Below are 23,361 nucleotides of genomic sequence, written 5' to 3'. Positions count from 1 at the left end.
CGGCTGCTCAGGCCTTCCAGTAAGGCTTGAGCCAGCCCAGACCCGCCGAGGTACCGGCGCGCGGACGATACTCGCAGCCGATCCAGCCGTCATAGCCAAGGCCATCGATCACGTCGAACAGGTACGGGTAGTTCAGCTCGCCCAGGTCTGGCTCGTGGCGCTCTGGCACGCCGGCAATCTGAATGTGGCCGATGCCGGCAAAGTCGCGCTTGAGCTTGACGGTAAGGTCGCCTTCCACGATCTGGCAGTGGTAGCAGTCGAACTGCACCTTCAGGTTGGCCGCGCCCACTTCCTTGCAAATGGCCTGGCCGTCGTCCTGGCGATTGAGGAAGTAGCCCGGCATGTCGCGTCCGTTGATCGGCTCGATCAGGACCGTGATGCCCTGTGCCGCCGCAGCCTGCGCGGCATGCGCCAGGTTTTCCAGGTAGCAGGCGCGATGACGCCCGTGGTCCGCGCCGGCCGGCACCAGGCCGGCCATCACGTGGATCTTGTCATTGCCGATCACGGCAGCGTATTCCAGCGCGCGGCCGAACGCGTCGCGGAACTCGGCCTGGCGCCCGGGCAGGGCGGCCATGCCGCGCTCGCCGGCGGCCCAGTCGCCCGGCGGCGCGTTGAACAGCGCCTGCGTCAGGCCGTTGGCATCGAGCCGTGCGCGGATATCCGCGGCAGTGTGCTCGTACGGGAAGAGATACTCCACGGCCTTGAAACCGTCCGCCGCCGCGGCGGCGAAGCGATCCAGGAAGGCGTGCTCGGTGTACATCATCGACAGGTTGGCGGCAAAACGCGGCATGCGGTGCTCCAGGAGAAATGTGTTGTTTTTGTGTTCTTGCGTTCTTGGCCTACCGGTTGACCAGCTTGGCCGGCGTGAGCCAGACCAGTCCGGCCCCGAGCACCAGCATGCCCGACAGCACATACATGCTCGACTGCGTGCTGTGGGTGAGATCGGTCAGGTAGCCCACCATGTACGGTGCCACAAAGCCCGCCAGGTTGCCCACCGAATTCACCACCGCAATGCCCGAGGCAGCGGCCAGCCCGGACAGGAAGGCGGTGGGCAGCGACCAGAACAGCGGGGCGCAGGTCAGCACGCCGGCGGCGGCGAGCGACAGCGCGGCGATGGCCACCACGGTATTGTGGGTAAACGACGCGGCAATGGCAAAGCCCACGGCGCCCATCAGCGCCGGCACGATCAGGTGCCAGCGGCGCTCGCGGCGGGCGTCGGCGCTGTGGCCGAGGAAGTTCATCACCACGATGGCGCAGATAAAGGGAATTGCGCTGAGCAGGCCGATATTCAGGTTGCCGGTAACGCCGCTGGTCTTGACCAGCGTGGGCATCCAGAACGTCAGCGCATATTGCCCGGTGACAAAGCAGAAGTAGATCATGCACATCCACCAGACGCGGCTGTCCTTGAACACGGCGCCGAGCGAGTGGCCGGTGCCCGAGGCGCCGGCCTGGCGCGCGTCTTCCTCGATATTGCGTTTGAGCACGCGCTTCTCGTTGGCGTCCAGCCACGGCGCCTGGTCGATGCCGTTCTTGAGCACGAACACGGTGACGATGCCGATCAGCAGTGCGGGCAGGGCCTCGATCAGGAACATCCATTGCCAGCCGCGCATGCCGCCGTAGTCATGGAAGGCGTCCATGATCCAGCCCGACAGCGGGTTGCCGAGCATGCCTGCCACCGGGATGCCCGACATGAACAGCGCGATCATCTTGGCGCGCCGGTTGGCGGGATACCAGTAGGTCAGGTAGAGGATCACGCCCGGATAGAAACCCGCCTCGGCCAGGCCGAGCAGGAAGCGCATGATGTAGAAGGTGGTGGGCGTCTTCACGAAGACGAACAGCGCCGAGATGATGCCCCACGTGATCATGATCCGCGCGATCCAGACGCGCGCGCCGAGCTTGTGCATCAGCAGGTTGCTGGGGACTTCGAACAGGAAGTAGCCGATGAAGAACAGCCCGGCGCCAAGGCCGAACACGGTTTCGGAAAACGCCAGGTCCTGCGCCATCTGCAGCTTGGCGAAGCCCACGTTGACGCGATCCAGGTAAGCAATGACGTAGCACAGCATCAGGAACGGCATGATGCGCCAGAACACCTTGCTGTAAGCGCGTTTCTCGATGTCGCGGTCGATGTCTTGGCCGGCGCCGGCTAGCGCGGCCTTGGTGGATGTATGCATGGTTGTCTCCGTATATCGGCTTGGTTCCGGTTTGATTCCCGTTGTTAGCGGCAAACCGGGGGCGAACGCTGCCCTTGCCGCGGCCCAGGCGTTAGCGAGGGCGTGCGGCGGGCGGTTCTGCTTTGCTTGTGCTTTTGTTGCTAGGGCTTTCTCGTACCTGCGCGCGCGGTCCCTACCAGCGCGCTTTGAACGTATCGCGCAGTTCGGCGAGCGCCTGCTCGTCGAGCGGGTCAGGCTTGTCCTTGAGCATCAGCCAGAGCCTGGCGGTTTCTTCAAGTTCCTCGAGCGCGAAGGCGGCGCGCGAGACGGTGGCCTCCCACACCACCGGACCAAGACGCGCGAGCAGCACGCCACGCACTTCGGCGGCAAGCTGCGCAACGCGCGCCGCCACCGCCGGGTCGCCCGGGCGATGGTAGGGAATCAGCGGAATATGCCCGACTTTCATCACGTAGTAAGGTGTGATCGGCGGCAGCACATCGTCCGGCCGCCAGGCGCCCGCCAGGCTCAGCGCCACCAGGTGGGTGGAGTGCGTATGCACCACGCCATGGGCCTGGGGGTTGTTGTCGTAGACGGCGCGGTGCAGGGTCAGCGTCTTGGACGGCTTGTCGCCGGCCACCCAGTTGCCGCCGCTGTCCACCTTCGCGATGGCGGCCGGGTCCAGCATGCCCAGGCAGGCATCGGTCGGCGTGATCAGCCAGCCGTCCTCCATGCGCGCGCTGATATTGCCGGCGCTGCCGACGGTGTAGCCACGCTGGTAGAGGCTGGCGCCGATGCGGCAGATTTCTTCGCGCAGGCTGGCTTCGGTGCTCATGCTTGCCCTCCAAGCTGGCGCAGCGCTTCGTCAAAGAAGTCCACGCCGCCAAAATTGCCTGACTTGAGCGCCAGCGCCAGCGGCTGCGCTTGCAGCGTGACGGTGGCGGGCACGCCCGGCGCGATCTGCGTGCCGATGCGCAGCGCTTGCACGCCCAGCGCCTGCACCACCGCGCCCGAGGTTTCGCCGCCGGCCACCACGAAGCGGCGCGTGCCGCGTGCTTTGAGCGCGGCGGCGATGTCCGCCAGTGCCTGCTCGACCAGATGGCCGGCGCGCTCCACGCCGAGGGCGGCCTGTACCGATTTGACCTCCTCCGGCGTGGTGGTGGCGTAGAACAGCACCGGCTGCGCATGGGCGCCCGCCAGGGCCAGCGCCTGTTCAACCACGGGCGCGCCTTGCGCCAGCGCGAGCGGGTCGATGCGCAGGGCGGGGCGCTTGGCCACGAGCCATTGCGCCACCTGCGCATTGGTCGCCTTGGACGCGCTGCCGGCCAGCACCACGGCCGGCCCGGCCACCGGCGCCACGCTGTCGGCATCCGCGCGTTGCGGCAGCGAGCCGGCGCGGCGGAAGTTGGCGGGCAGGCCGAGCGCCAGGCCCGAGCCGCCGGTGAGCAACGGCAGGTCAGCGCACGCCTCGCCCAGCGTATGCAGGTCGGCATCGCTTACGGCGTCGGCAATCGCCAGTTTCACGCCATCGCCGCGCAAGGTGGCCATGGCCTGGCGGGCCGCGTCGCTGCCGCGCGCCACGGCGTCGTAGCGCAGCAGGCCCACCTTGGCCTGGCTCTGGCGCTGCAGCACGCGGACCAGGTTGGCGTCATGCATTGGCGTGAGCGGGTGGTTCTCCATGCCCGACTCATTGAGCAGGACATCGCCCACGAACAGGTGCCCGCGGAAGATGGTGCGGCCGTTCTCCGGGAATGCCGGGCAGGCGATGGTGAAGTCGCTGCCGAGCGCCGCCAGCAGAGCCTCGGTCACCGGGCCGATATTGCCGGCATCGGTGGAGTCGAAGGTCGAGCAGTACTTGAAAAAGAACTGGCGGCAGCCCTGGGCTTGCAACCAGCGCAGCGCAGCCAGCGATTGCGCGATGGCATCGGCCGCCGGGATGGTGCGCGACTTGAGCGCGACCACCAGCGCATCGGCCTGCTCCACGCCGGGCAGCGCCGCGCCGCCCGCCGGCACGCCGATGGCCTGCACGGTGCGCATGCCGTTACGCACCAGCGTGTTGGCCAGGTCGGTGGCGCCGGTGAAGTCGTCGGCGATGCAGCCAAGCAAGGCGCGCGAGGAAGGGTTCTGTGCAGTCATGCTGGCTTGCCTCACTCAGCCTTTTTCGCCGGCAGCTCGATGCCGGGAAATATCTTGATCACGGCGGAATCGTCCTCGCCGCCGTGTCCCGCGCTGGATGCCATCATGAACATCTGGTGCGCCGCGGCCGACAGCGGCAGCGGGAACTTGCTGGTGCGCGCGGTATCGAGCACCAGGCCGAGGTCCTTGACGAAGATATCGACCGCGGACAGCGGCGTGTAGTCTCCCGACAGGATATGCGGCACGCGGTTCTCGAACATCCACGAATTGCCCGCGCTGTGGGTGATGACTTCATACAGGGCATCGGCATCCACGCCTTCACGCAGACCCAGCGCCATGGCTTCTGCCGCTGCGGCGATATGCACGCCAGCCAACAGCTGGTTGATGATCTTCACCTTGGAGCCGGCGCCATGCGCGTCGCCCAGGCGGTAGACCTTGCCGGCCATGGCGGCCAGCACGTCCTCGGCCAGCGCATAGGCCTCGGCCGGGCCAGAAGTCATCATGGTCATTTCGCCGCTGGCGGCGCGGGCGGCGCCACCGGAGACCGGTGCGTCCAGCAGCAGGATGCCGCGCTCGCCCAGCCGCTTGCCCAGTGCCTCGGCGAAGCTCGGCGGCACCGTCGCGCTGGCGATCACCAGCGTGCCGGGGCGCAGGCCGCTTGCCGCGCCTTGTTCGCCGAACAGCACGGCCTCGGTCTGCGCGGCGTTGACCACCAGCGTAACCACCACATCGCATTTGCCGCCGAGCTCGGCCGGGCTGGCGCAGGGGATGCCCCCCGCGTCGGCAAAGCGCTGCAGCACGTCGGGCCGCAGGTCGCAGGCATGTACCTTGAAGCCGGCGCGCAGCAGGCTGTGCGCTACGCCGTTGCCCATCGCGCCGAGGCCGATGACGCCAATTGATTTGCTCATGAAGACTCCTGCCAGGGGGCTGTGATCAGCGGATCAGTCGATCAGTGGGAAAGGCCGCGCGCGGGCGCGTCGGCAAGGTCGGTGGCGGTCTCGGGCTGCCCGCCATGGGACAGGCGCCGCGCCGCGTTGTACATATGGGTCTCGGCCGCGTTGCGCGCGGCCAGCGCGTCGCCGGCGCGGATGGCGGCCACGATGGCCTGGTGTTCCTCGCGCACCTGGCGCGAGAAGTCCGCCCGGCGTGCCTCGTTGGTACGGGTCACGCGGGTGGCGGTTTCCAGGTACTGGCTCAGGAACGCCAGCGTCTTGAGAAAAAACGGGTTGCCGGTGGCTTCGGCGATGGTCCGGTGAAAGGCCACGTCGGCCGCCACGCCATCGCCGCCGGCGGATTCCTCGGCGTCGATGCGCGCCAGCGCGGCGTCGATGGCCATCATGCTGGCATCGGTGCGCTCGCGCGCAGCCTGTGCGGCCACCTCGGCCTCGATGGCCCGGCGCAGTTCCACGATCTGCAGCACCGATTCGAGCGTGGCCACATCGGTGTAGTCGATCCGCAGCGGCCGGATGCCGGCCTGCTCGGTGACGAACACGCCGCTGCCCTGGCGCGACTCCACCACGCCTTCGTGGCGCAGCCGGGCGATGGCTTCGCGGATCACGGTGCGGCTGACGCCGAACTCCTCGGACAGTACCGCCTCCGTGGGCAGCTTGTCGCCGCGGCCGAAAGCGCCGCTTTCGATCTTCTCCAGCAGTTGCTCAGCAACGGTGTCTGTCAGGGCTCGGGCCGGGACTTTCTGGAACACGGGAGGCCTCAGGTGATTAGGTAATATGGTCATCATACAAATTTTCCGGGAAGAATGCGGATCGGGAATTACCCCTACCCCTATCCCTTTCCTTAATGCTGCATTGCAGCAGTGGTCGGCATCGGTTGCCGGCGCCGTGGCCGGAGTATCATGACGGCCGCCCCTCTGGCCGTTTTTTCACCGCCTTGCGCTTTGCGCACCGAACAACCATGACGATCACCATCCGCCTCGCCCCCTGGTCCGAAGCCCGCGATACTGCGCGCGCCATCCGCTATGCCGTCTTCGTCGAAGAACAGGGCGTGCCGGTGGAGCTGGAATGGGATGAATGGGATGAGCCGAGCTGGCACGCCCTGGCGCTGGCCGAGGACGGCAGCGCGCTGGCCACAGGCCGCCTGCTGCCGGATGGCCACATCGGCCGCATGGCGGTGCTCAAGCCCGCGCGTGGCAGCGGCGTCGGCGCCATGGTGCTGGATGCGCTGATGGCCAAGGCCGCGGAGCTTGGCTACCCTGAGCTGGTGCTCAATGCGCAGCGCTATGCGGCACCGTTCTACGCGCGTGTGGGCTTCGAGCAGGTCGGCGAGGAATTTGAAGAGGCCGGCATTGCTCACGTGGAAATGCGCAAATTGCTGCGCTGAACGCCACGGGCGGTTGTCGTCAGGCGCGAGCCTGACGAGCAAACAAGGGCAGCGCCAATAGCGCGCTGACGCTGGCCGCCAGCCACACGGCCGCCCAGCCATAGCCGGCGGCCATCGCCGGGATCGCCAGCGGCACCAGGAAAAAGCCCGAAAACGCAAAGGTATTGCCCAGCCCGAGCGCGGTGCCTGCGCGGCTGGCGCCCGCGATCGTCGCCAGCTCGGTGAAGGCCACGCCATGCCAGGCTGACGTGCAGATGCCGCCCAGCACCAGGCATGCCATCAGCACCGGCGTCAGCAAGGCGTGCCAGTCCGGTGCGGCGGCACACAGCCAGGTCAGCCCTGCCAGCGTGGCGAACACAAGCAAGGTCAGCAAGCTGCAGGCGCGCATATAGGCGCGGCGGTTGCCATGGCGGTCGGTCCAGCGGCCGCTCCACACCCGCATGACGGCAGCGCCTGCCTGAACCGCCGCCACGGCCATGCCCGCCGCGGCAATGCCGACGTGGCTGAAATCGTGCAGGAAGACCGTTGCGAACGTCAGCACAGCCACTTGCGGCACGCACATCAGGCCCATGCCGCTCACCAGCCGCCAGACCTGCGCGCTTCTCAGCGGGCCGGCCCCTGCCTTGCCGTGCGCGCCGCTTGCCGGCAGCGTAGCGCGCGCAGGCTCGGCCGGCGGCTCGTGCATCCAGTGCCAGGCAAAGGCCGCGGTGACGCCACAGAAGACCGCCAGCGCGCCGTAGACGGCGGCAAAGCCAAAGGACTGCGCCAGCAGCGGCAGCATCAGCGCGCCAATCCCGCCGCTGGCGGGCACCGCGGTCTGGCGGATGCTCATGGCCAGGCCCCGTTCGCCTTCGCGGAACCATGCCATCACGGCGCGGCCGCTGGAGCCGTTGACGCTGCCGCCCAGCAGGCCCAGCCCCAACAGGCCTAGCGCCAGCGCGGCGTTGCCCGGGATATGGCCGGGCAGCGGCGCCACGAACACCGCCATCAACGCCAGCCACAGCGCGGTGGCCATCAAGCCGGTCAGCAGCACGCGGCGGTCGCCCCAGCGGTCGGTCACCAAGCCCCACGGCACTTCGCTCGCCGCAATGCCAAGTCCCATCATGCCCAGGCAGAAACCCAGCTCGCCATCGCTGATCCGGTAGCCGGCGCGCATCAGCACTGCCGTGGTGGGAATGCCCGAGAACGCCGCGGCAAAGCTGGCATTGGCCGCGACGCCGAGGGCCAGCACTTTCCAGCGATGGCCCGGGCCATGGCGCGGGGCGAGGGCTGCGCCGGCAGGGCCAGGCACAGCGGCAAACGGGAGTGGGGCGGGAGCACGGGGCACGGGATCATCCTTGGGAAAACGGCATATGCAAGCCTTGACGCCCTGATTCTGCCGCCGCAGAATGATCCTGAATATCAGATAATTATTGATTAAACATCCCAAATAACAGGATGGTTTGACATGGCAGCGGTGAACTTCGACCTTGATGTGCTGCGCAGCTTCGTTGTCGGCATGGAGCTTGGCAGCTATGCCCGGGCCGCCGACCGGCTGGGCCGCTCCACCTCGGCGGTCAGCGCGCAGCTCAAGAAGCTGGAGGAACAGGCGGGCACGGCGATCTTTCGCAAGGCCGGGCGGGGGCTGGCGCTGACGGAGGCGGGCGAGACCATGCTGGCCTATGCCCGCAGGCTGCTGGAGCTCAACGACGAGGCTGCCGCCGCCGTGCACGGCGTGGCGCTGGAAGGCTGGGTGCGGTTCGGCCTGCAGCAGGACTTTGGCGAGGTGCTGCTGCCCGAGGTGCTCGGTCGGTTCGCCCGCGCGCACCCCAAGGTGAAGATCGAGGCACGCGTGGCGCGCAACACCGAGCTGCTGGACAGCGTGGCCGCCGGCCGCCTGGACCTGGCGCTGGCGTGGGACGATGGCGTGCGCATGCCGCATGTGGAGCAGGTGGCGCTGTTGCCGATGCGCTGGATCGGGCCCGCCGCCGCGCGTGCGCCATGGCAAGGCAACGGCCCGCTGCCCTTGGTGGCGTTCGAGCCGCCATGCCGTTTCCGCTCCGCGGGCACGGCCGCCCTGGACCGCGCCGGCATTGCCTGGCGGGTGGCTTTCAGCAGCGCGAGCCTGGGCGGCTTGTGGGCGGGGACGGCGGCCGGGCTGGGGCTGACCATCCGCACCGGCATGGGCTTGCCACCTTCCGTGCGGGCCTGGGAGCCGGGCGAGGGCGGGCTGCCTGAGTTGCCCTCGCTGGCGCTTGCGCTTTACCGCAAGGATGCCGAGCTGGAGGCACCCGCCACGCGGCTGGCAGGCATCGTGAGCGAGGCGGTTCGGGCTGCATTGCCGGCCAGGCTGGCGGCCGTGGCCTGAATGGAGCGATAACTTGCGGGGCTTGCAGCCAGCCGCCTACGCTGTACCATCGCGGTCTTTGTTTTTGCCGCCGCTTTCGCGTTGATCTTGTCTATGTCTGAAATCCGTTCCCGCCTGCTCCAGGCCCTGGCCGATGCCACGCCCGCCCTTGACCTCGACCGTGCGCCGGCGGGCGAACCGCCCGCCGGCGAAAACCTGCTCTCGGCATGGTTGCGGCCCTGGCTGGCGGAGCACTGCCTGGTCAAGGTGGACTGGCGGGAGTTCAGCACGCTGGGCGTGCAGGCCGTGGCGCGCCTCGCCACGCTGCGCGCGGCGGGTGTCTCGGCCATCGACGTCGACGATCTCTATGACGAAGACGGCATTCCGCTAGGTGGCGACGACAACGATTTCGATATGGAGCCTGCTGCGCTCTACCTGGCGCACGTCAACCGCGAACTGGCGCCGCACGGCATGCAATTGCTGGAGATCGGGCACTTCGAGGATGCATGGCTGCTGGTGGTGCGCAATGACCCCGCCGCGATCCGGGCGCTGAACGTGGCATTGCGCCCGACCGGCCTGGCGGCCCGGCAGTACTGAGCGCGCCCGCCTTAGCGCGGCGCTTGCACCGAGCCGGCGTCGCGGGCAACGCGCAGGTGCCCACGGTAGGACACTTCGCCGGTGCGGCCGTTGGCGTCGAAGCTGCGTTCGCTAAGCTCGAAGCGGCCGTCATGGCGCACGCGCAGCACGGTGCTGGCGCGGGTGCCATAGCTGGGCGAGCGGATGAAGGCGGAGGACAGCAGCTTTTCCCACTCCGGGGTCACCCCCGTGCGCGGAAGCTCGCAATCCAAGGCCTGGCGATCGTTGGCCAGCAGCTCGAGATAGGGTTCGATGCTGGCGCCGGCCAAGCCGGTGTCGGCGGCGAGTGTTTCGGCGAGCGCGCCGACGCGGCTGCGCACCTTGGGCCACGGCGTATCCAGCAAGGCGTTGGACAGACCATAGATGCCAGGCTTGAGGCGCTGCGGATTGGGCGAGGCGCCGCGGTTGCTGTACCACCAGAGTTCGCGCAGGTCGCACGCCAGCAAGTTGAAGCCGTTGTAAGCGCCGGTGCGGGGCGCCAGCCCGGCCAGATAGGATTGCGGATCGCTGTCGCCACGCAGGAAGCCGGCAACCAGCTCACCGCGCGAGCGCGCATCGGTGCGTTTCTCGGACGGGGCGCGGTAGTTGGTCAGGGCGGCAAAGCGGCCGTCGCCGGCCAAGCCCATCCAGGTGCCTGGCTCGCCGATCACTTCCGCCATGTCGCGGCCGGCCAGCACCTGGGGGGCGTCTTCCCACCAATGCACGGGCGCCGCCGGGCGGGCATAAAACTCGTCGCGGTTGCCGGCCACCACCAGGGCATAGTCCGGGTGCGATTGCCAGGCCACCAGAATCAAGCACATAGCGCTTCCTTTGCTGCATTCACTGCGATTGCCGCATTCACTGCATTGACTGCGATTCGATCATCGGCTTCGTCATTCAGGGACCATCTCGGCGGGGCCGTTCCACGGCCACCCTCAGAGCTGGTCGATATCGACAAAGCGCTCCACCTGCCGCTCGCCGCTGATCCACTGCTGCAGCCCGCTTTGCCGCCATAGCCCGTCGAGCAACTGGTCGAAGGCTGGCGGCACATCGGCGTAGGCTTCCATCCAGGTCTGCATGCCGTCGCGCGCCTCGGGCCTGCGTAAGAGCGTACCACCAATTCCGCTCGCTTCGGCAACGGTCTCCATCCAGCTGTGCCAGTGTGCGATGGCCTCATCGGCACGGGCTTCCGGTACCCGGAAATAGACGTACAGGTGGTCGCTCATGGCTATTCCCAGTGTTGCCAAGGGTTCATCAGGCGGCGTCGCCGAAGGGGACCGCATAGGGCAGCTCACCGACGCGCACCGCGCTGCCGGCGGCGCTGCCCAGGTGCAGGGCGCCACCCGCCGCGTCGATCTTCAGTTCGGCCAGGCCGTCCCAGCCGCCTTGTGGCGCGGCGGCAGCATTGACCACCATGCCGCAGGGCTGCTCAGGATCCTCGGGGCGGAAGATCTCCGTGGCCGCGCCCGGCACTTCGCCTTCGCCATGGATCAGCCACATGCGTCGTTTGAGCGTGCCGCGGTACTGGCTGCGCGCGACGATTTCCTGGCCCGGATAGCAGCCCTTGCGAAAGCTCACGCCGCCGACCAGTTCCAGGTTGATCATCTGAGGCACGAATTGCTCCTGCGTGGCCGCGGCGATGCGCGGCACGCCGGCTTGCACCTCCAGCCAGTCCCACACCGCGGCATCCACCGGCACCAGCTGCGCCGACAGCGCGGCCTGGACTTCGTCGGCCTGCTCGGCCGGCAGGACCACCTGCCAGCGCGGCAGCCCGGCGCCGTCGGGCAGCCGGATCACGGTGGCGCTGGCGGCCGCGGCGCTGGCCCAGGGCGCGGCCGGTGCGGGCAGGCCGGCCGCCTGCAGGGCGGCGGCGCCACTGGCACCTGCCACACCCAGCACGGCGCGAGCCGGCGTGAGATCGGACAGCTTGGCCTTGGCGCGCAGCACGAACATCGACAAGCGCTTCTGGATAGCGGGCTGCAGGTCGGCGGACAGCTGGAGCACGATGCCTTCCTCGTCACGCCACATCAGGAAGCTGGCCAGCAGCCGTCCCTTGGGCGAGCAGTAGCCGGCCAGGCGGGCGGCGCCGGTGTCCAGGTCATCCACGGCATTGGTCAGCTGGGTATGCAGGAAACTGCCGGCGTCTTCGCCGGCAACCCGGATCAGGCCCTGGTGCGCGGGTCGGCAGACGACTCCGCTTTGGCGCACGGCTTCGAACTGGGTGGCACGGTCTGGGGCAGGGGCATTCATGGCAGGTATCGCAGGCAAGGCGCGCACGGGCGCGCCGGATGGAAGGTGCAAGGAGCTACAAGCGGCTAAAGGTGCAAGGCTCCCGGTATTATATGAGGCTGTCGCCATTTCAGCCGGGATGCCCATGGCCGACACCGGGCATCCCGGCTTTGCCGCGGTGCATTGTGCGCCGCTACTTTCTCTTTTACATGAAACGTCTTTTCCTGCGGCTGCTGCTGGTCGCCGTGATTTTCACGATTGCCGCCGCCGGCGCCTTTGCCTGGTGGGCCAATCGTCCGCTCGCGCTGACAGCCTCGCCCATTGAGGTGGTGATCAAGCCCAATTCCAGCGTGGCAAGCGTTGGCCGCCAGATCCAGCGTGGCGGGGTGCGGATGGACCCCCGCCTGTTCGCGCTGCTGGTGCGGCTTACCGGCCACGGCGCCGACCTCAAGGCCGGCGGCTATGAGTTCGACAGCAGTGCCACGCCGCTGTCGGTGATCGGCAAGATCGCCCGGGGCGAGGTCAACCACTATGTGCTGACCGTCATCGAAGGCTGGGAATTCCGCAAGATGCGCGCTGCCGTGGATGCGCATCCGGCGCTCAAGCACGATAGCCGAGGCTTGTCGGACGTGGAACTGATGAAGGCCATCGGTGCGCCGGAGCCGGCGCCGGAGGGCCTGTTTTTCCCCGACACCTACTTGTTTGCCCGCGGCAGCAGCGATCTTGAACTGTACAAGCATGCCTATCGCGCCATGCAGCGGCGCCTGACAGACGCCTGGAACGCCAGGGCGCCTGACCTGCCGTACAAGTCGCCCTATGAGGCGCTGATCATGGCCTCGATCGTGGAGAAGGAAACCGGCCAGCCGGCCGAGCGCCCGCTGATTGCGGCCGTGTTCGTCAACCGGCTCAGGAAGGGCATGATGCTGCAGACCGATCCCACGGTGATCTACGGCATGGGCGAGGCGTTCGAGGGCAATATCCGCAAGCGCGACCTGCAGTCCGACACCCCTTACAATACCTACACGCGCAACGGCCTGCCGCCCACCCCGATCGCGTTGCCCGGGCTGGCCTCGCTGGCCGCCGCCACCGCGCCGGCCCCGTCCGACGCACTGTATTTCGTGGCGCGCGGCGACGGCAGCAGCCATTTCTCCAACTCGCTTCCCGAACACAACCGCGCGGTAGATAAATACCAGCGCGGCAAATAAGTCTCCCCATGCGCGGAAAATTCATCACATTCGAAGGCATCGACGGTGCCGGCAAGAGCACCCACGTGGAGTGGGTGGCGGACCGCCTGCGCGCCCGCCTGGCAGGTCACGCATCGGTCGTCACCACCCGCGAGCCCGGCGGCACTCCGCTTGGCGAGGATCTGCGGCAGTTGCTGCTGCACCGCAAGATGCATCTCGAAACCGAAGCCTTGCTGATGTTCGCCGCCCGCCGCGAACATATTGCCGAAGTCATCGAACCCGCGCTGACGCGCGGTGACTGGGTGGTTTCCGACCGCTTCACCGATGCCACCTTTGCCTACCAGGGCGGTGGCCGGGGCCTGCCGCGCGCACGGCTGGAGGTGCTGGAGACCTGGGTGCAGGATGGTCTGCAGCCCGATCTGACGCTGTTGTTCGATGTGCCGCTGGAAACCGCCAGCGCGCGCCTGGCCGGCGCACGCGAGCCCGACAAGTTCGAGGCCGAGTCGCGTGCCTTCTTCGAGCGCACGCGGCAGGAATACCTGCGCCGCGCGGCGGAGTCTGCGCAGCGTTTCCGGGTCATCGACGCGACCCGGAGCATTCCTGAGATTCAGGTAGAGCTTGAGAAAATCCTCGCAACACTTTGAATTGGCAGCGTGATTCGGGAATATCGATATCGATAGTAATGGGGTTGGCCGAGCCTGCCATCGCCCGTCGCTCGCCTCACGTGCATAGTTACACCAGGTTTCAACCCTAACTCACTGATCCGCATGCTTTATCCCTGGCAGAAAGAAGACTGGCAACGGCTGAACGCGCTGCGCGAGCGGCTCCCGCATGCCTTGCTCATTCACGGCCAGCAAGGCATCGGCAAACGCGACCTGGCGCTGCATTTTGCCCAGGGTCTGCTGTGCGAGACGCCGCGCCCCGACGGGCAGCCTTGCGGCACATGCTCGGCCTGCCACTGGTTCAGCCAAGGCAACCACCCGGACTTCAGCGTGGTGCGCCCGGAGGCCATGGAGGCGACGGACGAAGTGCAGACGGATGAAAGCGGCAAGAAGAAAACGCCCAGCAAGGTCATCCGCATGGAGCAGGTGCGGGCCCTGATTGAAACGGTCGGCATCGGCACGCACCGCGCCGGCTTGCGCCTGGTGGTGGTGTATCCCCTCGACGCCTTGCAGCATGAGGGCGCCAACGCCTTGCTCAAGACGCTGGAGGAGCCGCCGCCGTCCACCGTGTTCCTGCTGGTGACAGACCGGCTGGATCGTGTGCTGCCCACCATCCTGTCGCGTTGCCGCCAGTTTTCCGTGCAACGGCCCACGGCCGATGCGGCCATGCGCTGGCTGAGCAGCCAGGGCGTGGGAGACGCCGAGGCGCAGCTGGCGCTGGCCGGTGGCTCCCCGCTGACCGCGCTGCATGCCGCCGAGGCCGAGGAGCAGCCGATGCAGCGCTGGCTGGTGAGCCAGCTTGGCGCAGGCGCTGGCTTCGATGCGCTGGCGGCGGCCGAGCAGGTGCAGAAGCTGCCGGTGCCGTCGGTGCTTGGCATCCTGCAGCGCTGGACGTACGATCTGCTGTCGGCCCGCTTGGCCGCAACGCCGGGGCCGCGTTATTTTCCGCGCGAGCAGGCAGCCCTGGCGCGTTGCGCACAGGCAACCGATGCTCACCGGTTGCAGGCGTTCTCCACGCGCCTGGTGGGCCATCGCCGCAGCGAGAACCATCCGCTGGCGGCCCGGCTGGTGATGGAGGCCGTGTTTCTGGAATACCGGCAGTTGTTTCAGTAAGCCCAAGACGTTGAACAAATCCAATATGGCCTGAAGGCCAACAGTCAGTAACAAGGGGTCAGTCATGAATACAGAGGTGACAGGGGCACGGGGCGCCAGCGTTCCCGGAGCCGCAGGCTTGGCCGCCGCCGGCGGTATCGGGGCGCCGACGGTGCCGGGTGCAGCTTCCCGGCCCAACGTGCTTTCGCTGTCGATCAAGGACCAGGCGGGTCTCTATGCGGCCTACATGCCGTTCCTGCACCGCGGCGGCATCTTTGTCCCGAGCAACCGGCCCTTCCGGCTGGGCGAGCAGGTCTTCCTGGTGCTTTCGCTGGTGGACCGGCCGCAGAAGTACCAGATTGCCGGCCACGTGGCATGGATTACCCCGGTCGGCACGCCCAACAAGACGCCCGGCATCGGGATTCACCTGCCGGATGACGACAACGGCCGCAACCTGCGCCGCGCGGTGGAAGAGATCCTGGGCAAGACCATTGAGTCCGGTCGGCCCAGCCAGACGTTATAACCGACATCAGCTGTCTGGCATAAGTATTTGATATGGTTGATTTTTGCCAGGTTTTCTGGTCCATCCGAGAAGAAATTCAACAATGAGTGATTCCGCCTTTACCGTGCGGCCCGCGCTGCAGCGTGACCTGGCCAGCATCGTCGCCATCTACAACAGCACCGTCGCGTCACGCATGGTCACCGCGGACACCGAGCCCGTGGCGGTGGAATCGCGCCAGGCCTGGTTCGATGCGCATCAGCCGGAGCGGCGTCCGCTGTGGGTGGCCGAGGACGGTGAAGGGCGCATGGCCGGGTGGCTCAGTTTTTCCGACTTTTATGGGCGCCCGGCCTACGGCGCCACCGCCGAAGTCTCGATTTACCTGGACGCCACCCGCCGCGGGCAGGGCCTGGGACGCTACCTGCTGCAGCAGGCCATCGCGCATGCGCCACAGATCGGGGTCAATACGCTACTGGGCTTCATCTTTGGTCATAACGGGCCCAGCCTGGCCCTGTTCACCTCGCTGGGCTTCGAGCGCTGGGGCAACCTGCCGCGCGTGGCTGTGCTCGATGGGGTCGAGCGCGACCTGATCATCCTCGGGCGGCATCTGACGAAGCCGGCCGAGTAGAAGCGGCCGCGAGCCAGGCGCCGCCTGGCAGTGCAGTGGGCACGCTGGCACGCTGGCTCGCTGGCACGACCGGATACAATGGCGGGTGGCGCCGCCCGCGGCGGCGTCTTTATCCGGAAACCGCCCCAATGTTTGTCGATTCCCACTGCCATCTAGATTTCCCCGACCTGGCCGCGCGCCTGCCCGAACTACTGGAGAACATGCGCGCCAACCAGGTGTCGCATGCCCTGTGCATTTCGGTCACGCTGGAAGATTTTCCGCGCGTGCTGGCGCTCGCCGAGCAGCATCCGCACCTGTACGCCACCGTCGGGGTGCATCCCGACTATGAGGAGGGCGAGGAGCCCACTCTGGAGCGCCTGCTGGCGCTGTCGGCGCATCCGCGGGTGGTCGGTACTGGCGAGACCGGCCTCGATTACTACCGGCTGGAGGGCCGCAGCATCGCGGACATGGAATGGCAGCGTGAGCGTTTCCGCACCCATATCCGTGCCGCGCGGCAGACTGGCAAGCCCCTGATCATCCATACCCGTTCGTCCGCCGAAGACACCTTGCGCGTGATGCGCGAGGAAAGCGCGGGCGAAGCCGGCGGGGTGATGCATTGCTTCACCGAGAACTGGGAGGTCGCCCGGCAATCGCTGGACGAGGGCTTTCATATTTCATTCTCCGGCATCGTCACCTTCAAGAATGCGGTGGAGTTGCAGGAAACGGCGCGCAAGATCCCGCTGGACCGCATGCTGATCGAGACCGATTCGCCGTACCTGGCGCCCGTGCCGTACCGCGGCAAGACCAACCAGCCCGCATGGGTGCGTCATGTGGGTGAGTTCATCGCCAACCTGCGTGGCATGCCGGTTGAGGCGCTCGCGGAACATACGTCGGATAATTTTTTCCGTCTTTTCAAGCATATAGATAGGAAATCTCATGCTTAACATGAATACCGTCCGACGCCTTGCCGCCGTTGCGGCCATGCTGGCGGGCGCCGTGGCCTGGGCCGCGCCTGTGGACGATATGCGCCATGCGGTGGAGTTCGATGACGTCAAGGCTGCCCAGAAGATGCTGGCGCGCGGGGTCGATCCGAACCTGGTGGACGCCAAGGGCAATCCCATGCTGGTGGTGGCATTGCGCGAGAAGTCGCTGAAGGTGGCGCAGGCGCTGATCCGTGCCAAGGACATCGACTTCGACAAGACCAATGCGGCCGGCGAGACACCGCTGATGATGGCCAGCCTGCAGAACGAACTGGACCTGGTCAAGCTGATGGTCGACCAGATGGAGGTCGAGATCAACAAGACTGGCTGGACGCCGCTGCACTACGCCGCGACCAACGGCAACAACGAGATCGTCAAGTTCCTGGTCGACCACGCGGCTTATATTGACGCGGAAAGCCCCAATGGCAGCACGCCGCTGATGATGGCGGCGCGCGGCGGGCATATCGAGACGGTCAAGTTGCTGCTGGACGAAGGCGCCGACATGCGCCTGAAGAACCAGCAGGGCATGACCGTGATCGATTTTGCCGAGCGCTATCACCAGAAGGAGATCGCGGAAGGGCTGAAGTCGCGCTGGCAGAAGCTGTATCCGCAGACGCCGTTAAGCGCGCAGCCTCCACAAAAGGGGTGGAACTGACCTAATGAAGACGCGCCGGGCCAAAACCCGGCGCGTTTTTGCCTGGTTCCTGCTCAGGCGTCGTCGGCCAGGCGCAGGCCGGTGAACTGCCAGCGCTGGTGCGGGTAGAAGAAATTGCGGTAGCTGGCGCGGATATGCGACTCCGGCGTGACGCAGGAGCCGCCGCGCAGCACCATCTGGCTGCACATGAATTTGCCGTTGTATTCCCCCACCGCGCCGGCGCCAGGCCGGAAGCCCGGGTAGGGCTGGAAGGGGCTGGCAGTCCATTCCCACACGTCGCCGAACATCTGCCGCAGCACGCCGGCGGTATTCTGGCGATCGGGCAGCGGCCGCAGCACGCGTCCCTCGACAAAATTCCCGGTAGCCGGCAGGTTGCGCACGGCATGCTCCCATTCCGCCTCGGTTGGCAGGCGCCGCTCGGCCCAGCGGGCAAAGGCATTGGCCTCATAGAAGCTGATATGCGTGACCGGGCTATCCGGGTCCACCGGCTGCATGCCGCGCAGGCTCATTTGCCACCAGGTGCCTTCGCGCTCCTCCCAGTACAGCGGTGCCTCGATGCCGTGTTCGCACACCCAGCGCCATCCATCCGACAGCCACAGTCCGGCAGTCCGGTAGGCGCCATCCTCGATAAATTCAAACCACTGGTGGTTGGTGACCGGGTGCGAGCACAACTGGTAAGGCTGCAGGAGCACGTTGTGCCGCGGGCCTTCGCAATCGAAGGCAAAGCCGTCGCCGTCATGGCCGATGGCGACCACGCCACCGGCAAAGCGGATCCATTCCGGCGCCGGGCGCGGATCGGCGATCACGGGCGCCAGCAGCTCCGGCGCGAAGGCCGGCTTGAGCGGGTTTTGCGCGAACAGATGCAGGATGTCGGTCAGCAGCAGCTCCTGGTGCTGTTGTTCGTGGTTCAGGCCAAGTTCGATCAGCGCCGCTTCGGCATCGGTCTGCGCGCTGGTCAGCAGCCCGAGCATGGTTTCGTCGACCGCCTCGCGGTAAGCCAGGATCTCGTCGAGTGACGGCCGCGACAGCAGGCCGCGGCGTGGCCTCGGGTGGCGGGCGCCGACGGATTCGTAGTAGGAGTTGAACAGGTAGCGATACTGCGGATCGACCGGCTCGTAGTCCGGGATACGCGCCGTCAGCACGAATTCCTCGAAGAACCAGGTGGTATGCGCCAGGTGCCATTTGGCGGGGCTGGCGTCGTCCATGGACTGCACCGTGGCGTCGGCGTCGGTGAGGTCGGCGACCATGGCTTCGGTAGCCGCGCGCACATGGCGGTACTGGGACAGCAGGGCTGGCTCGTGCGGAGGATGCACGGCGCTGGCTGGCAGCAGGGCAGAGGACATGCGGGCTCCCGGATCGGACTATGCATCCGCCGCGGATGCCGCTTTGGGCGGCGGCTGGCCGTGGCGTGTGGATTGCGGACAGGTTCCGACCCGGGCCTGCACAACAAGGCCGCGCGGGCTTCCCCCTGGATGGAAATGCACCGAAACCGCTCAGGCGTTCGGAACCATCATAGACCCGATCGCGCGGTGGGCATAGGCGGCTCGCGCCTGCAAGAATCCGTGGCAGGGCGCAGCGCTGCAAGGCGCGAGGGCTGAAACGCAGGAATGCAAAACGCCCGCCGGCATGACTGCGGGCGGGCGTTTTGCGCTGGGCTGGGCGGTGCGAGGCCGCCGTGCCGGGATCAGGCTGCCAGGGCTTGCACCGCGCCGTTGGCGGCGGCCAGGCCGGCTTCGCGGGCTTCGGGGCCCATCGCCAGGCCGTGGGCGCGCACGTACGTGATGTCGGTGATGCCCAGGAAACGGAACACGACATCCACGGTCTGCTCATGCAGGTCCAGGGCGTTGGCGTCCTGGCGCACGCCGCCGCGCGACGACACCACGATCACGCGCTTGCCGCCGGCCAGGCCGACCGGGCCGGTCTCGGTGTATTTGAAGGTGCGGCCAGCCTGGGCGATGCGGTCGATCCAGGACTTGAGCTGGCTGGGGATGCCGAAGTTGTATTGCGGCACACCGACGACCAGCACGTCGGCTTCGAGGAATTCCTTGAGGAAGGCTTCGGTGCGTTGCAGCTCGCTTTGCTGCACGGCGTTGAGGCCGTCCTTCGGGCCGCCCAGCACGGGCAGCAGCGCGCCGGACAGGTGCGCCGGCGCGTCCTGGTCCAGATCGCGCACGGTCAGGGTGGCTTCGGGGTGCTTGGCGCGCAGGTCGGCGACCACCTTGGCGGTCAGGCTGCGGGAAGCGGAATGGCCGCCAAGTACGCTCGAGTCGATTTGCAAGATCTTCATGTTCATCTCCACTGGGGTTCGGGTTGGATGAATGAAAGATAGCGGTCTGCCATTGATGCCGGTAGTGGGGCAAAATAGAACTTATTGTTCCAGGCGCAGAACGCAGGCGTGCTGCTACCCTGGCACGCTCCTACTGCCAAGGATGACCCATGCAAGACCTGAACGATCTTTCTCTGTTTGCCCAGGTGGTCCAGCACGGCAGTTTTTCGGCCGCGAGCCGTGCCAGCGGCGTGCCGAAGTCCCGGCTCAGCCGGCGCATTGCCCAGCTGGAGCGCGACCTGGGGGTGCAATTGTTGCGCCGGACCACCCGGCAGGTGCGCGTGACGCCTATCGGCGAGGCCTACTACGAGCGCTGCCGCGCCATGCTGGCCGAGGCCGAAGCGGCGCGCGAAGTGATCGAGCAGGCTCGCGACCAGCCCGGCGGCACCTTGCGCGTGAGCTGCCCCGTGGCCATTGCCCAGAGCCTGCTGGCGCCCGCCATCGGGCATTTCATGCAGGCCAATCCCGGCGTGCGCATCGAACTGGAAGCCACCAACCGCCGCGTGGACGTGATCGCCGAAGGCTTTGACCTGGCACTGCGGGTGCGCGACGTGATGGACGACTCGTCGCTGGTGGTGCGCACCTACGGCGAGAGCCCGCTCATGCTGGTAGCCAGCCCGGCGCTGCTGGACAGCATCGGCCGCCCGCGCACGCCAGAGGCGCTGGATGGCATGCCGGGCGTTAACCAGAAGCCGCACGACGGCAAGCATGTCTGGACGCTGACCTGCAATACCGGGCAGTCGATCCACGTGCCGTACGATCCGCGGCTTGTCACCGACGAATTCGCCTTGCTGCGCGCGGCCGCCATCGCGGGCGTCGGCGTGGCGATGCTGCCGCGCATGTTCTGCCGCGATGCCATCGAGAGCGGGGAACTGGAGGTGCTGCTGCCGCAGTGGATCATGCCGGTCGGGACGTTGCACGCGGTCTTTCCCTCGCGCAAGGGCATGCCGCCGGCGCTGCGGCGCTTCCTGGATTTCCTTGCCGACATCCTGCCCGAGACGGCCTGCAAGGCGGGCATGCAGCCGCCGCGCCAGCCGGGTATGCATCGGCCCGTCGGCCAGGTCTGAGACACGCCAGCGCAACTTGTGCCTTTACCTTCACCGCGCGGCGCACTAAGGTAAATATGCGTGCCGCGCGTGGAGCCAAAGGCGCTTCGGCTGCAGGCGGCTCATTCGCGCTTTTCTGATGCGGACAAGGAGTGACGACCATGAGTGGTTCTCAGCCATCGCAGGACCTGGGCAAGGCCGTACTGCGCATTGTGCTCGGCGCGCTGATCCTGCTGCACGGGATCTCCAAGCTTATCGCCGGGCCGGGATTCGTGACGCAGGTGGTGACGCAGGCCGGCCTGCCCGTGGTGCTGGCCTATGGTGTCTACATCGGGGAAGTGGTGGCGCCGGTGCTGCTGATCCTTGGCTTGTGGGCCCGGGTCGCCGCGCTGATTGTCGTCGTCAACATGCTGGTGGCGGTGGGCCTCGTCCATGTGAAGCAGCTAGGCATGATGGCCGACACCGGCGGCTGGGCGCTTGAGTTGCAAGCGATGTTCCTGGGCGGCGCCCTCGCGGTCGCGCTGCTGGGCGCGGGGCGCCTGAGCGTGGGCGGCATCAACGGCAAGTGGAATTAGTGTAGCTGCCGCTTGGGGGCGTCCCGAGTGCGTCCTCAGGGCGTCCAGCGGCCCAGCGTTTCGGCCACGAACATGTCGGGCGGCAGCGCGGGGGACCACAGGTAGCCCTGGCCAAGGTCGCAGCCCAGGGCTTGCAGCGCGTCGCGCTGCGCGGGGGTCTCGATGCCCTCGGCCACGCATTCCAGCTTGAGGTCGCGCGCGAGGTTGATGACGTTGCGGCAGATCGCCGCGCGCTGGCTGTTGCCAGGCACCGCCACCACGAACGAGCGGTCGAGCTTGATCTGGGTGAAGGGCAGGTCCGCCAGCAGCTTGAGGGTGGCGATGCCGATCCCGAAATCGTCGATGGCCACGCCGTAGCCGAGCAGGCGCAGGCGGTTCAGCGCGATCGACAGGGCACGGGTGTCGCAGACCGGGTAGCCCTCGGTCAATTCGATATTCAGCAACTGGCGCGGCATGCCGCTGGCTTCCACCATGGCGTCGAAGGCGTCAAGCACGCCGGGCCGGCACAGCGTCTGCGCGGATGCATTGATGCTCAGCGGGATGCGCACGCCGCGCGCCAGCAGCTGGCGCTGCACCGACAGGCATTGCTGGCCCGCCAGCTGGAAGATGGCATCGGCCTCGCCCAGCGCCTCGAGCCTTGGGATGAAGAGGTCGGGCCGGATCAGGCCCATGGTCGGATGGCGCCAGCGGCAAAGCGCTTCCGCGCCGGCCAGCGCGCCGGTGCTGATCCTGAACTGCGGTTGCAGCATGATGACGATGGCGCTGGGCGTCTGCACCGCGGCCAGCAGCTCGCGGTCATCCGGCTGGCTTGGCGCCGCCGCCGGGGCTTCGGCGGTGAGGTCGCGCTCCAGCGCATCCTGCAGGATTTCTTCCAGCACCACCGCCGAGATCGGCTTGCGCACCGCGCGCACATGGGCGAGCCCAACCGAATCGGCCAGGCTCACATGGGAGTCGATGATGTCGTCCTGCAGCGCCGACACCCATACCCACAGGGGCTGGGCGCCGGCGAAGGCGTGGTCCTTGCGCCGGGTCAGCTCGTCCATCATGCCGGGCCCGTTGAGCCCCGGCATCTCGATATCGCAGAGCACGAGGTCGACCTTGCGCGCGGCAAGCAGGTCCAGCGCAATGCGGCCGTCCGCGGCGCAGTGCACGTCGCTGACGCCGAGCTGGGTCAGCAACTGTTCCGCCGCCAGCAATTGGAACGGGTGGTCATCGACCACCAGGGCGGACAGTCCGGCGTAGCGCGTCTGCATGGTTGGCTCGAGATGGGGTCGATGGAAATCGGCCGATGAGAACGGGCGGAGTGGATTCGAGGCAGGCTTCGTCCATAGTAGTGCACATGCTGCACGGCGGGCACGCCTTTGCGCCGGCGTTTGCCGACGTCGGCGCACAGGGTTCGCGCGGCGGGGGAGGGGGCCAGGCGCCGGAAAGCGGGCGATATTCCGTTGCGAGTGCCATCTTGGGCGGAAACGCAGCGCCCAGACCCGCTACAATCGTCGCCCGAGGTATTTGATGATGGCGTTTCGATAATGGGTTTTGGCTGGTTCGGATTTTCGACCTTGTGGCTTGTGCCGCTGGTGTGGCGCCAGGCGGCGCGCCTGCTCGCCGGCGAGCGCCGGTTCTTCAGTGGACGCGGTACGCTGCGGGTATGGCTTGGCACGTTGATCGTGCTGTGCGCAAGCGCTTCGCTCGAAGCGCTGACAGGCGCGGCGGGCGAGGGCGGCATGGCAGGCAGCACGTCGGGCGGCAGCGCCGGGCGCGCGCTGGGCACCCTGGTTTCCGGCATGCTCGGCTGGAGCGCCAGCCTGATGCTGATGCTGGGCGTGCTGGCCCTGGCCGCGCCGATGGTGTTCGGCGAAACCTGGCGCAGCCTGTTCCTGCGCAAGCCCAGCCTGCCGGAGCCGGACGAGGCCGAGCTGGCGCCCCAGCGCCCGCCCGCCCGCGC

Annotated in this window: 26 protein-coding genes; 13 read left to right on the top strand and 13 right to left on the bottom strand. The window is 67.2% G+C overall.

The window, feature by feature from the left end:
* Positions 1-7: 7 nt before the first annotated feature.
* From otnI to AC1RWI_RS30935, 6 genes are all read right to left on the bottom strand, one after another.
* Positions 8-790, bottom strand: coding sequence for a 2-oxo-tetronate isomerase (gene otnI, locus AC1RWI_RS30960; RefSeq protein WP_043346587.1), 783 nt, complete (start codon positions 788-790; stop codon positions 8-10).
* 49 nt (positions 791-839) lie between these two features.
* A complete protein-coding gene (locus AC1RWI_RS30955) occupies positions 840-2,171 on the bottom strand; it encodes an MFS transporter (protein ID WP_043346584.1) in 1,332 nt (443 codons plus the stop codon).
* Positions 2,172-2,343: 172 nt separating this feature from the next.
* Positions 2,344-2,982 carry a 3-oxo-tetronate 4-phosphate decarboxylase gene (gene otnC / locus AC1RWI_RS30950; protein ID WP_043346582.1) on the bottom strand — a complete coding sequence of 213 codons (639 nt, stop codon included), beginning with the start codon at positions 2,980-2,982 and terminating at the stop codon, positions 2,344-2,346.
* Positions 2,979-4,283, bottom strand: a complete 1,305-nt coding sequence (gene otnK, locus AC1RWI_RS30945; RefSeq protein WP_043346579.1) for a 3-oxo-tetronate kinase — start codon at positions 4,281-4,283, stop codon at positions 2,979-2,981. Before otnK ends, otnC begins: the two co-directional genes overlap by 4 nt.
* A gap of 11 nt (positions 4,284-4,294) precedes the next feature.
* Positions 4,295-5,191, bottom strand: coding sequence for an L-threonate dehydrogenase (gene ltnD / locus AC1RWI_RS30940; protein ID WP_043346576.1), 897 nt, complete (start codon positions 5,189-5,191; stop codon positions 4,295-4,297).
* 41 nt (positions 5,192-5,232) lie between these two features.
* Positions 5,233-5,985 (bottom strand): FadR/GntR family transcriptional regulator, encoded by a 753-nt coding sequence (locus AC1RWI_RS30935; RefSeq protein ID WP_043346573.1) that lies wholly within the window; start codon positions 5,983-5,985, stop codon positions 5,233-5,235.
* Positions 5,986-6,194: 209 nt separating this feature from the next.
* On the opposite strand from AC1RWI_RS30935, the gene AC1RWI_RS30930 reads away from it, so the two are divergent.
* Positions 6,195-6,620 (top strand): GNAT family N-acetyltransferase, encoded by a 426-nt coding sequence (locus tag AC1RWI_RS30930; RefSeq protein ID WP_043346570.1) that lies wholly within the window; start codon positions 6,195-6,197, stop codon positions 6,618-6,620.
* Between the two features lie 19 nt (positions 6,621-6,639).
* On the opposite strand, the gene AC1RWI_RS30925 is transcribed toward AC1RWI_RS30930, so the two are convergent.
* Entirely contained in the window at positions 6,640-7,911 is a 1,272-nt protein-coding gene (locus tag AC1RWI_RS30925) for an MFS transporter (RefSeq protein ID WP_492870218.1), read from the bottom strand.
* A gap of 156 nt (positions 7,912-8,067) precedes the next feature.
* On the opposite strand from AC1RWI_RS30925, the gene AC1RWI_RS30920 reads away from it, so the two are divergent.
* The gene (locus AC1RWI_RS30920; RefSeq protein WP_043346567.1) at positions 8,068-8,967 is read left to right on the top strand and encodes a LysR substrate-binding domain-containing protein; all 900 of its coding nucleotides are present in this window, start codon (positions 8,068-8,070) and stop codon (positions 8,965-8,967) included.
* Between the two features lie 93 nt (positions 8,968-9,060).
* Positions 9,061-9,543, top strand: coding sequence for a hypothetical protein (locus tag AC1RWI_RS30915; RefSeq protein ID WP_043346565.1), 483 nt, complete (start codon positions 9,061-9,063; stop codon positions 9,541-9,543).
* 11 nt (positions 9,544-9,554) lie between these two features.
* Here the strand turns inward: AC1RWI_RS30915 and AC1RWI_RS30910 are convergent, their stop codons facing one another.
* The 3 genes from AC1RWI_RS30910 to ygfZ form a co-directional block, all read right to left on the bottom strand.
* Entirely contained in the window at positions 9,555-10,382 is an 828-nt protein-coding gene (locus AC1RWI_RS30910; protein ID WP_043346563.1) for an NRDE family protein, read from the bottom strand.
* A 114-nt stretch (positions 10,383-10,496) separates the two neighbouring features.
* The gene (locus AC1RWI_RS30905; protein ID WP_043346561.1) at positions 10,497-10,787 is read right to left on the bottom strand and encodes a DUF4936 family protein; all 291 of its coding nucleotides are present in this window, start codon (positions 10,785-10,787) and stop codon (positions 10,497-10,499) included.
* A 28-nt stretch (positions 10,788-10,815) separates the two neighbouring features.
* Positions 10,816-11,811, bottom strand: a complete 996-nt coding sequence (ygfZ, locus tag AC1RWI_RS30900) for a CAF17-like 4Fe-4S cluster assembly/insertion protein YgfZ (RefSeq protein ID WP_043346559.1) — start codon at positions 11,809-11,811, stop codon at positions 10,816-10,818.
* A gap of 188 nt (positions 11,812-11,999) precedes the next feature.
* Here ygfZ and mltG point away from each other — a divergent pair, with 188 nt between their 5' ends.
* The 7 genes from mltG (at position 12,000) to AC1RWI_RS30865 (ending at position 17,469) form a co-directional block, all read left to right on the top strand.
* The gene (gene mltG, locus AC1RWI_RS30895; RefSeq protein ID WP_043346557.1) at positions 12,000-12,995 is read left to right on the top strand and encodes an endolytic transglycosylase MltG; all 996 of its coding nucleotides are present in this window, start codon (positions 12,000-12,002) and stop codon (positions 12,993-12,995) included.
* Between the two features lie 8 nt (positions 12,996-13,003).
* Positions 13,004-13,618 carry a dTMP kinase gene (gene tmk, locus AC1RWI_RS30890; protein WP_043346554.1) on the top strand — a complete coding sequence of 205 codons (615 nt, stop codon included), beginning with the start codon at positions 13,004-13,006 and terminating at the stop codon, positions 13,616-13,618.
* Positions 13,619-13,741: 123 nt separating this feature from the next.
* Entirely contained in the window at positions 13,742-14,749 is a 1,008-nt protein-coding gene (locus AC1RWI_RS30885; RefSeq protein WP_492870212.1) for a DNA polymerase III subunit delta', read from the top strand.
* 64 nt (positions 14,750-14,813) lie between these two features.
* The gene (locus AC1RWI_RS30880; RefSeq protein ID WP_236701899.1) at positions 14,814-15,251 is read left to right on the top strand and encodes a PilZ domain-containing protein; all 438 of its coding nucleotides are present in this window, start codon (positions 14,814-14,816) and stop codon (positions 15,249-15,251) included.
* Between the two features lie 82 nt (positions 15,252-15,333).
* Positions 15,334-15,855 carry a GNAT family N-acetyltransferase gene (locus AC1RWI_RS30875; protein WP_043346548.1) on the top strand — a complete coding sequence of 174 codons (522 nt, stop codon included), beginning with the start codon at positions 15,334-15,336 and terminating at the stop codon, positions 15,853-15,855.
* A gap of 128 nt (positions 15,856-15,983) precedes the next feature.
* Entirely contained in the window at positions 15,984-16,778 is a 795-nt protein-coding gene (locus AC1RWI_RS30870; RefSeq protein ID WP_043346546.1) for a TatD family hydrolase, read from the top strand.
* Between the two features lies 1 nt (position 16,779).
* Complete coding sequence (locus AC1RWI_RS30865) at positions 16,780-17,469, top strand: ankyrin repeat domain-containing protein (protein ID WP_492870211.1); 690 nt, start codon at positions 16,780-16,782, stop codon at positions 17,467-17,469.
* A gap of 53 nt (positions 17,470-17,522) precedes the next feature.
* Here the strand turns inward: AC1RWI_RS30865 and egtB are convergent, their stop codons facing one another.
* Together egtB and AC1RWI_RS30855 are read right to left on the bottom strand one after the other, a co-directional pair.
* Complete coding sequence (gene egtB, locus AC1RWI_RS30860) at positions 17,523-18,812, bottom strand: ergothioneine biosynthesis protein EgtB (protein ID WP_492870210.1); 1,290 nt, start codon at positions 18,810-18,812, stop codon at positions 17,523-17,525.
* 341 nt (positions 18,813-19,153) lie between these two features.
* Positions 19,154-19,756: an FMN-dependent NADH-azoreductase gene (locus AC1RWI_RS30855; protein ID WP_492870209.1), complete on the bottom strand. Its 603-nt coding sequence runs from the start codon at positions 19,754-19,756 to the stop codon at positions 19,154-19,156.
* Between the two features lie 149 nt (positions 19,757-19,905).
* On the opposite strand from AC1RWI_RS30855, the gene AC1RWI_RS30850 reads away from it, so the two are divergent.
* Positions 19,906-20,862 carry a LysR family transcriptional regulator gene (locus AC1RWI_RS30850; RefSeq protein WP_043346535.1) on the top strand — a complete coding sequence of 319 codons (957 nt, stop codon included), beginning with the start codon at positions 19,906-19,908 and terminating at the stop codon, positions 20,860-20,862.
* 140 nt (positions 20,863-21,002) lie between these two features.
* Positions 21,003-21,416 carry a DoxX family protein gene (locus AC1RWI_RS30845; protein WP_043346532.1) on the top strand — a complete coding sequence of 138 codons (414 nt, stop codon included), beginning with the start codon at positions 21,003-21,005 and terminating at the stop codon, positions 21,414-21,416.
* Between the two features lie 35 nt (positions 21,417-21,451).
* Here AC1RWI_RS30845 and AC1RWI_RS30840 read toward each other — a convergent pair whose 3' ends face one another.
* Entirely contained in the window at positions 21,452-22,669 is a 1,218-nt protein-coding gene (locus AC1RWI_RS30840) for an EAL domain-containing response regulator (protein WP_492870208.1), read from the bottom strand.
* Positions 22,670-22,945: 276 nt separating this feature from the next.
* Here AC1RWI_RS30840 and AC1RWI_RS30835 point away from each other — a divergent pair.
* The coding region (locus tag AC1RWI_RS30835; protein WP_492870207.1) for a DNA translocase FtsK 4TM domain-containing protein at positions 22,946-23,361 on the top strand (416 nt) is incomplete at its 3' end.

This window comes from Cupriavidus sp. MPR-AND1C (genome assembly GCF_058809705.1).
This window is presented reverse-complemented; position numbering and strand designations above follow the sequence as displayed.

Excerpts from the sequence above, each read along its gene's own strand:
- otnI (WP_043346587.1), bottom strand. The coding sequence starts at position 790 with ATGCCGCGTTTTGCCGCCAACCTGTCGATGATGTACACCGAGCACGCC.
- AC1RWI_RS30955 (WP_043346584.1), bottom strand. The coding sequence starts at position 2,171 with ATGCATACATCCACCAAGGCCGCGCTAGCCGGCGCCGGCCAAGACATC.
- otnC (WP_043346582.1), bottom strand. The coding sequence starts at position 2,982 with ATGAGCACCGAAGCCAGCCTGCGCGAAGAAATCTGCCGCATCGGCGCC.
- otnK (WP_043346579.1), bottom strand. The coding sequence starts at position 4,283 with ATGACTGCACAGAACCCTTCCTCGCGCGCCTTGCTTGGCTGCATCGCC.
- ltnD (WP_043346576.1), bottom strand. The coding sequence starts at position 5,191 with ATGAGCAAATCAATTGGCGTCATCGGCCTCGGCGCGATGGGCAACGGC.
- AC1RWI_RS30930 (WP_043346570.1), top strand. The coding sequence starts at position 6,195 with ATGACGATCACCATCCGCCTCGCCCCCTGGTCCGAAGCCCGCGATACT.
- AC1RWI_RS30920 (WP_043346567.1), top strand. The coding sequence starts at position 8,068 with ATGGCAGCGGTGAACTTCGACCTTGATGTGCTGCGCAGCTTCGTTGTC.
- AC1RWI_RS30915 (WP_043346565.1), top strand. The coding sequence starts at position 9,061 with ATGTCTGAAATCCGTTCCCGCCTGCTCCAGGCCCTGGCCGATGCCACG.
- AC1RWI_RS30910 (WP_043346563.1), bottom strand. The coding sequence starts at position 10,382 with ATGTGCTTGATTCTGGTGGCCTGGCAATCGCACCCGGACTATGCCCTG.
- AC1RWI_RS30905 (WP_043346561.1), bottom strand. The coding sequence starts at position 10,787 with ATGAGCGACCACCTGTACGTCTATTTCCGGGTACCGGAAGCCCGTGCC.
- ygfZ (WP_043346559.1), bottom strand. The coding sequence starts at position 11,811 with ATGAATGCCCCTGCCCCAGACCGTGCCACCCAGTTCGAAGCCGTGCGC.
- mltG (WP_043346557.1), top strand. The coding sequence starts at position 12,000 with ATGAAACGTCTTTTCCTGCGGCTGCTGCTGGTCGCCGTGATTTTCACG.
- tmk (WP_043346554.1), top strand. The coding sequence starts at position 13,004 with ATGCGCGGAAAATTCATCACATTCGAAGGCATCGACGGTGCCGGCAAG.
- AC1RWI_RS30885 (WP_492870212.1), top strand. The coding sequence starts at position 13,742 with ATGCTTTATCCCTGGCAGAAAGAAGACTGGCAACGGCTGAACGCGCTG.
- AC1RWI_RS30880 (WP_236701899.1), top strand. The coding sequence starts at position 14,814 with ATGAATACAGAGGTGACAGGGGCACGGGGCGCCAGCGTTCCCGGAGCC.
- AC1RWI_RS30875 (WP_043346548.1), top strand. The coding sequence starts at position 15,334 with ATGAGTGATTCCGCCTTTACCGTGCGGCCCGCGCTGCAGCGTGACCTG.
- AC1RWI_RS30870 (WP_043346546.1), top strand. The coding sequence starts at position 15,984 with ATGTTTGTCGATTCCCACTGCCATCTAGATTTCCCCGACCTGGCCGCG.
- AC1RWI_RS30865 (WP_492870211.1), top strand. The coding sequence starts at position 16,780 with ATGAATACCGTCCGACGCCTTGCCGCCGTTGCGGCCATGCTGGCGGGC.
- egtB (WP_492870210.1), bottom strand. The coding sequence starts at position 18,812 with ATGTCCTCTGCCCTGCTGCCAGCCAGCGCCGTGCATCCTCCGCACGAG.
- AC1RWI_RS30855 (WP_492870209.1), bottom strand. The coding sequence starts at position 19,756 with ATGAAGATCTTGCAAATCGACTCGAGCGTACTTGGCGGCCATTCCGCT.
- AC1RWI_RS30850 (WP_043346535.1), top strand. The coding sequence starts at position 19,906 with ATGCAAGACCTGAACGATCTTTCTCTGTTTGCCCAGGTGGTCCAGCAC.
- AC1RWI_RS30845 (WP_043346532.1), top strand. The coding sequence starts at position 21,003 with ATGAGTGGTTCTCAGCCATCGCAGGACCTGGGCAAGGCCGTACTGCGC.
- AC1RWI_RS30840 (WP_492870208.1), bottom strand. The coding sequence starts at position 22,669 with ATGCAGACGCGCTACGCCGGACTGTCCGCCCTGGTGGTCGATGACCAC.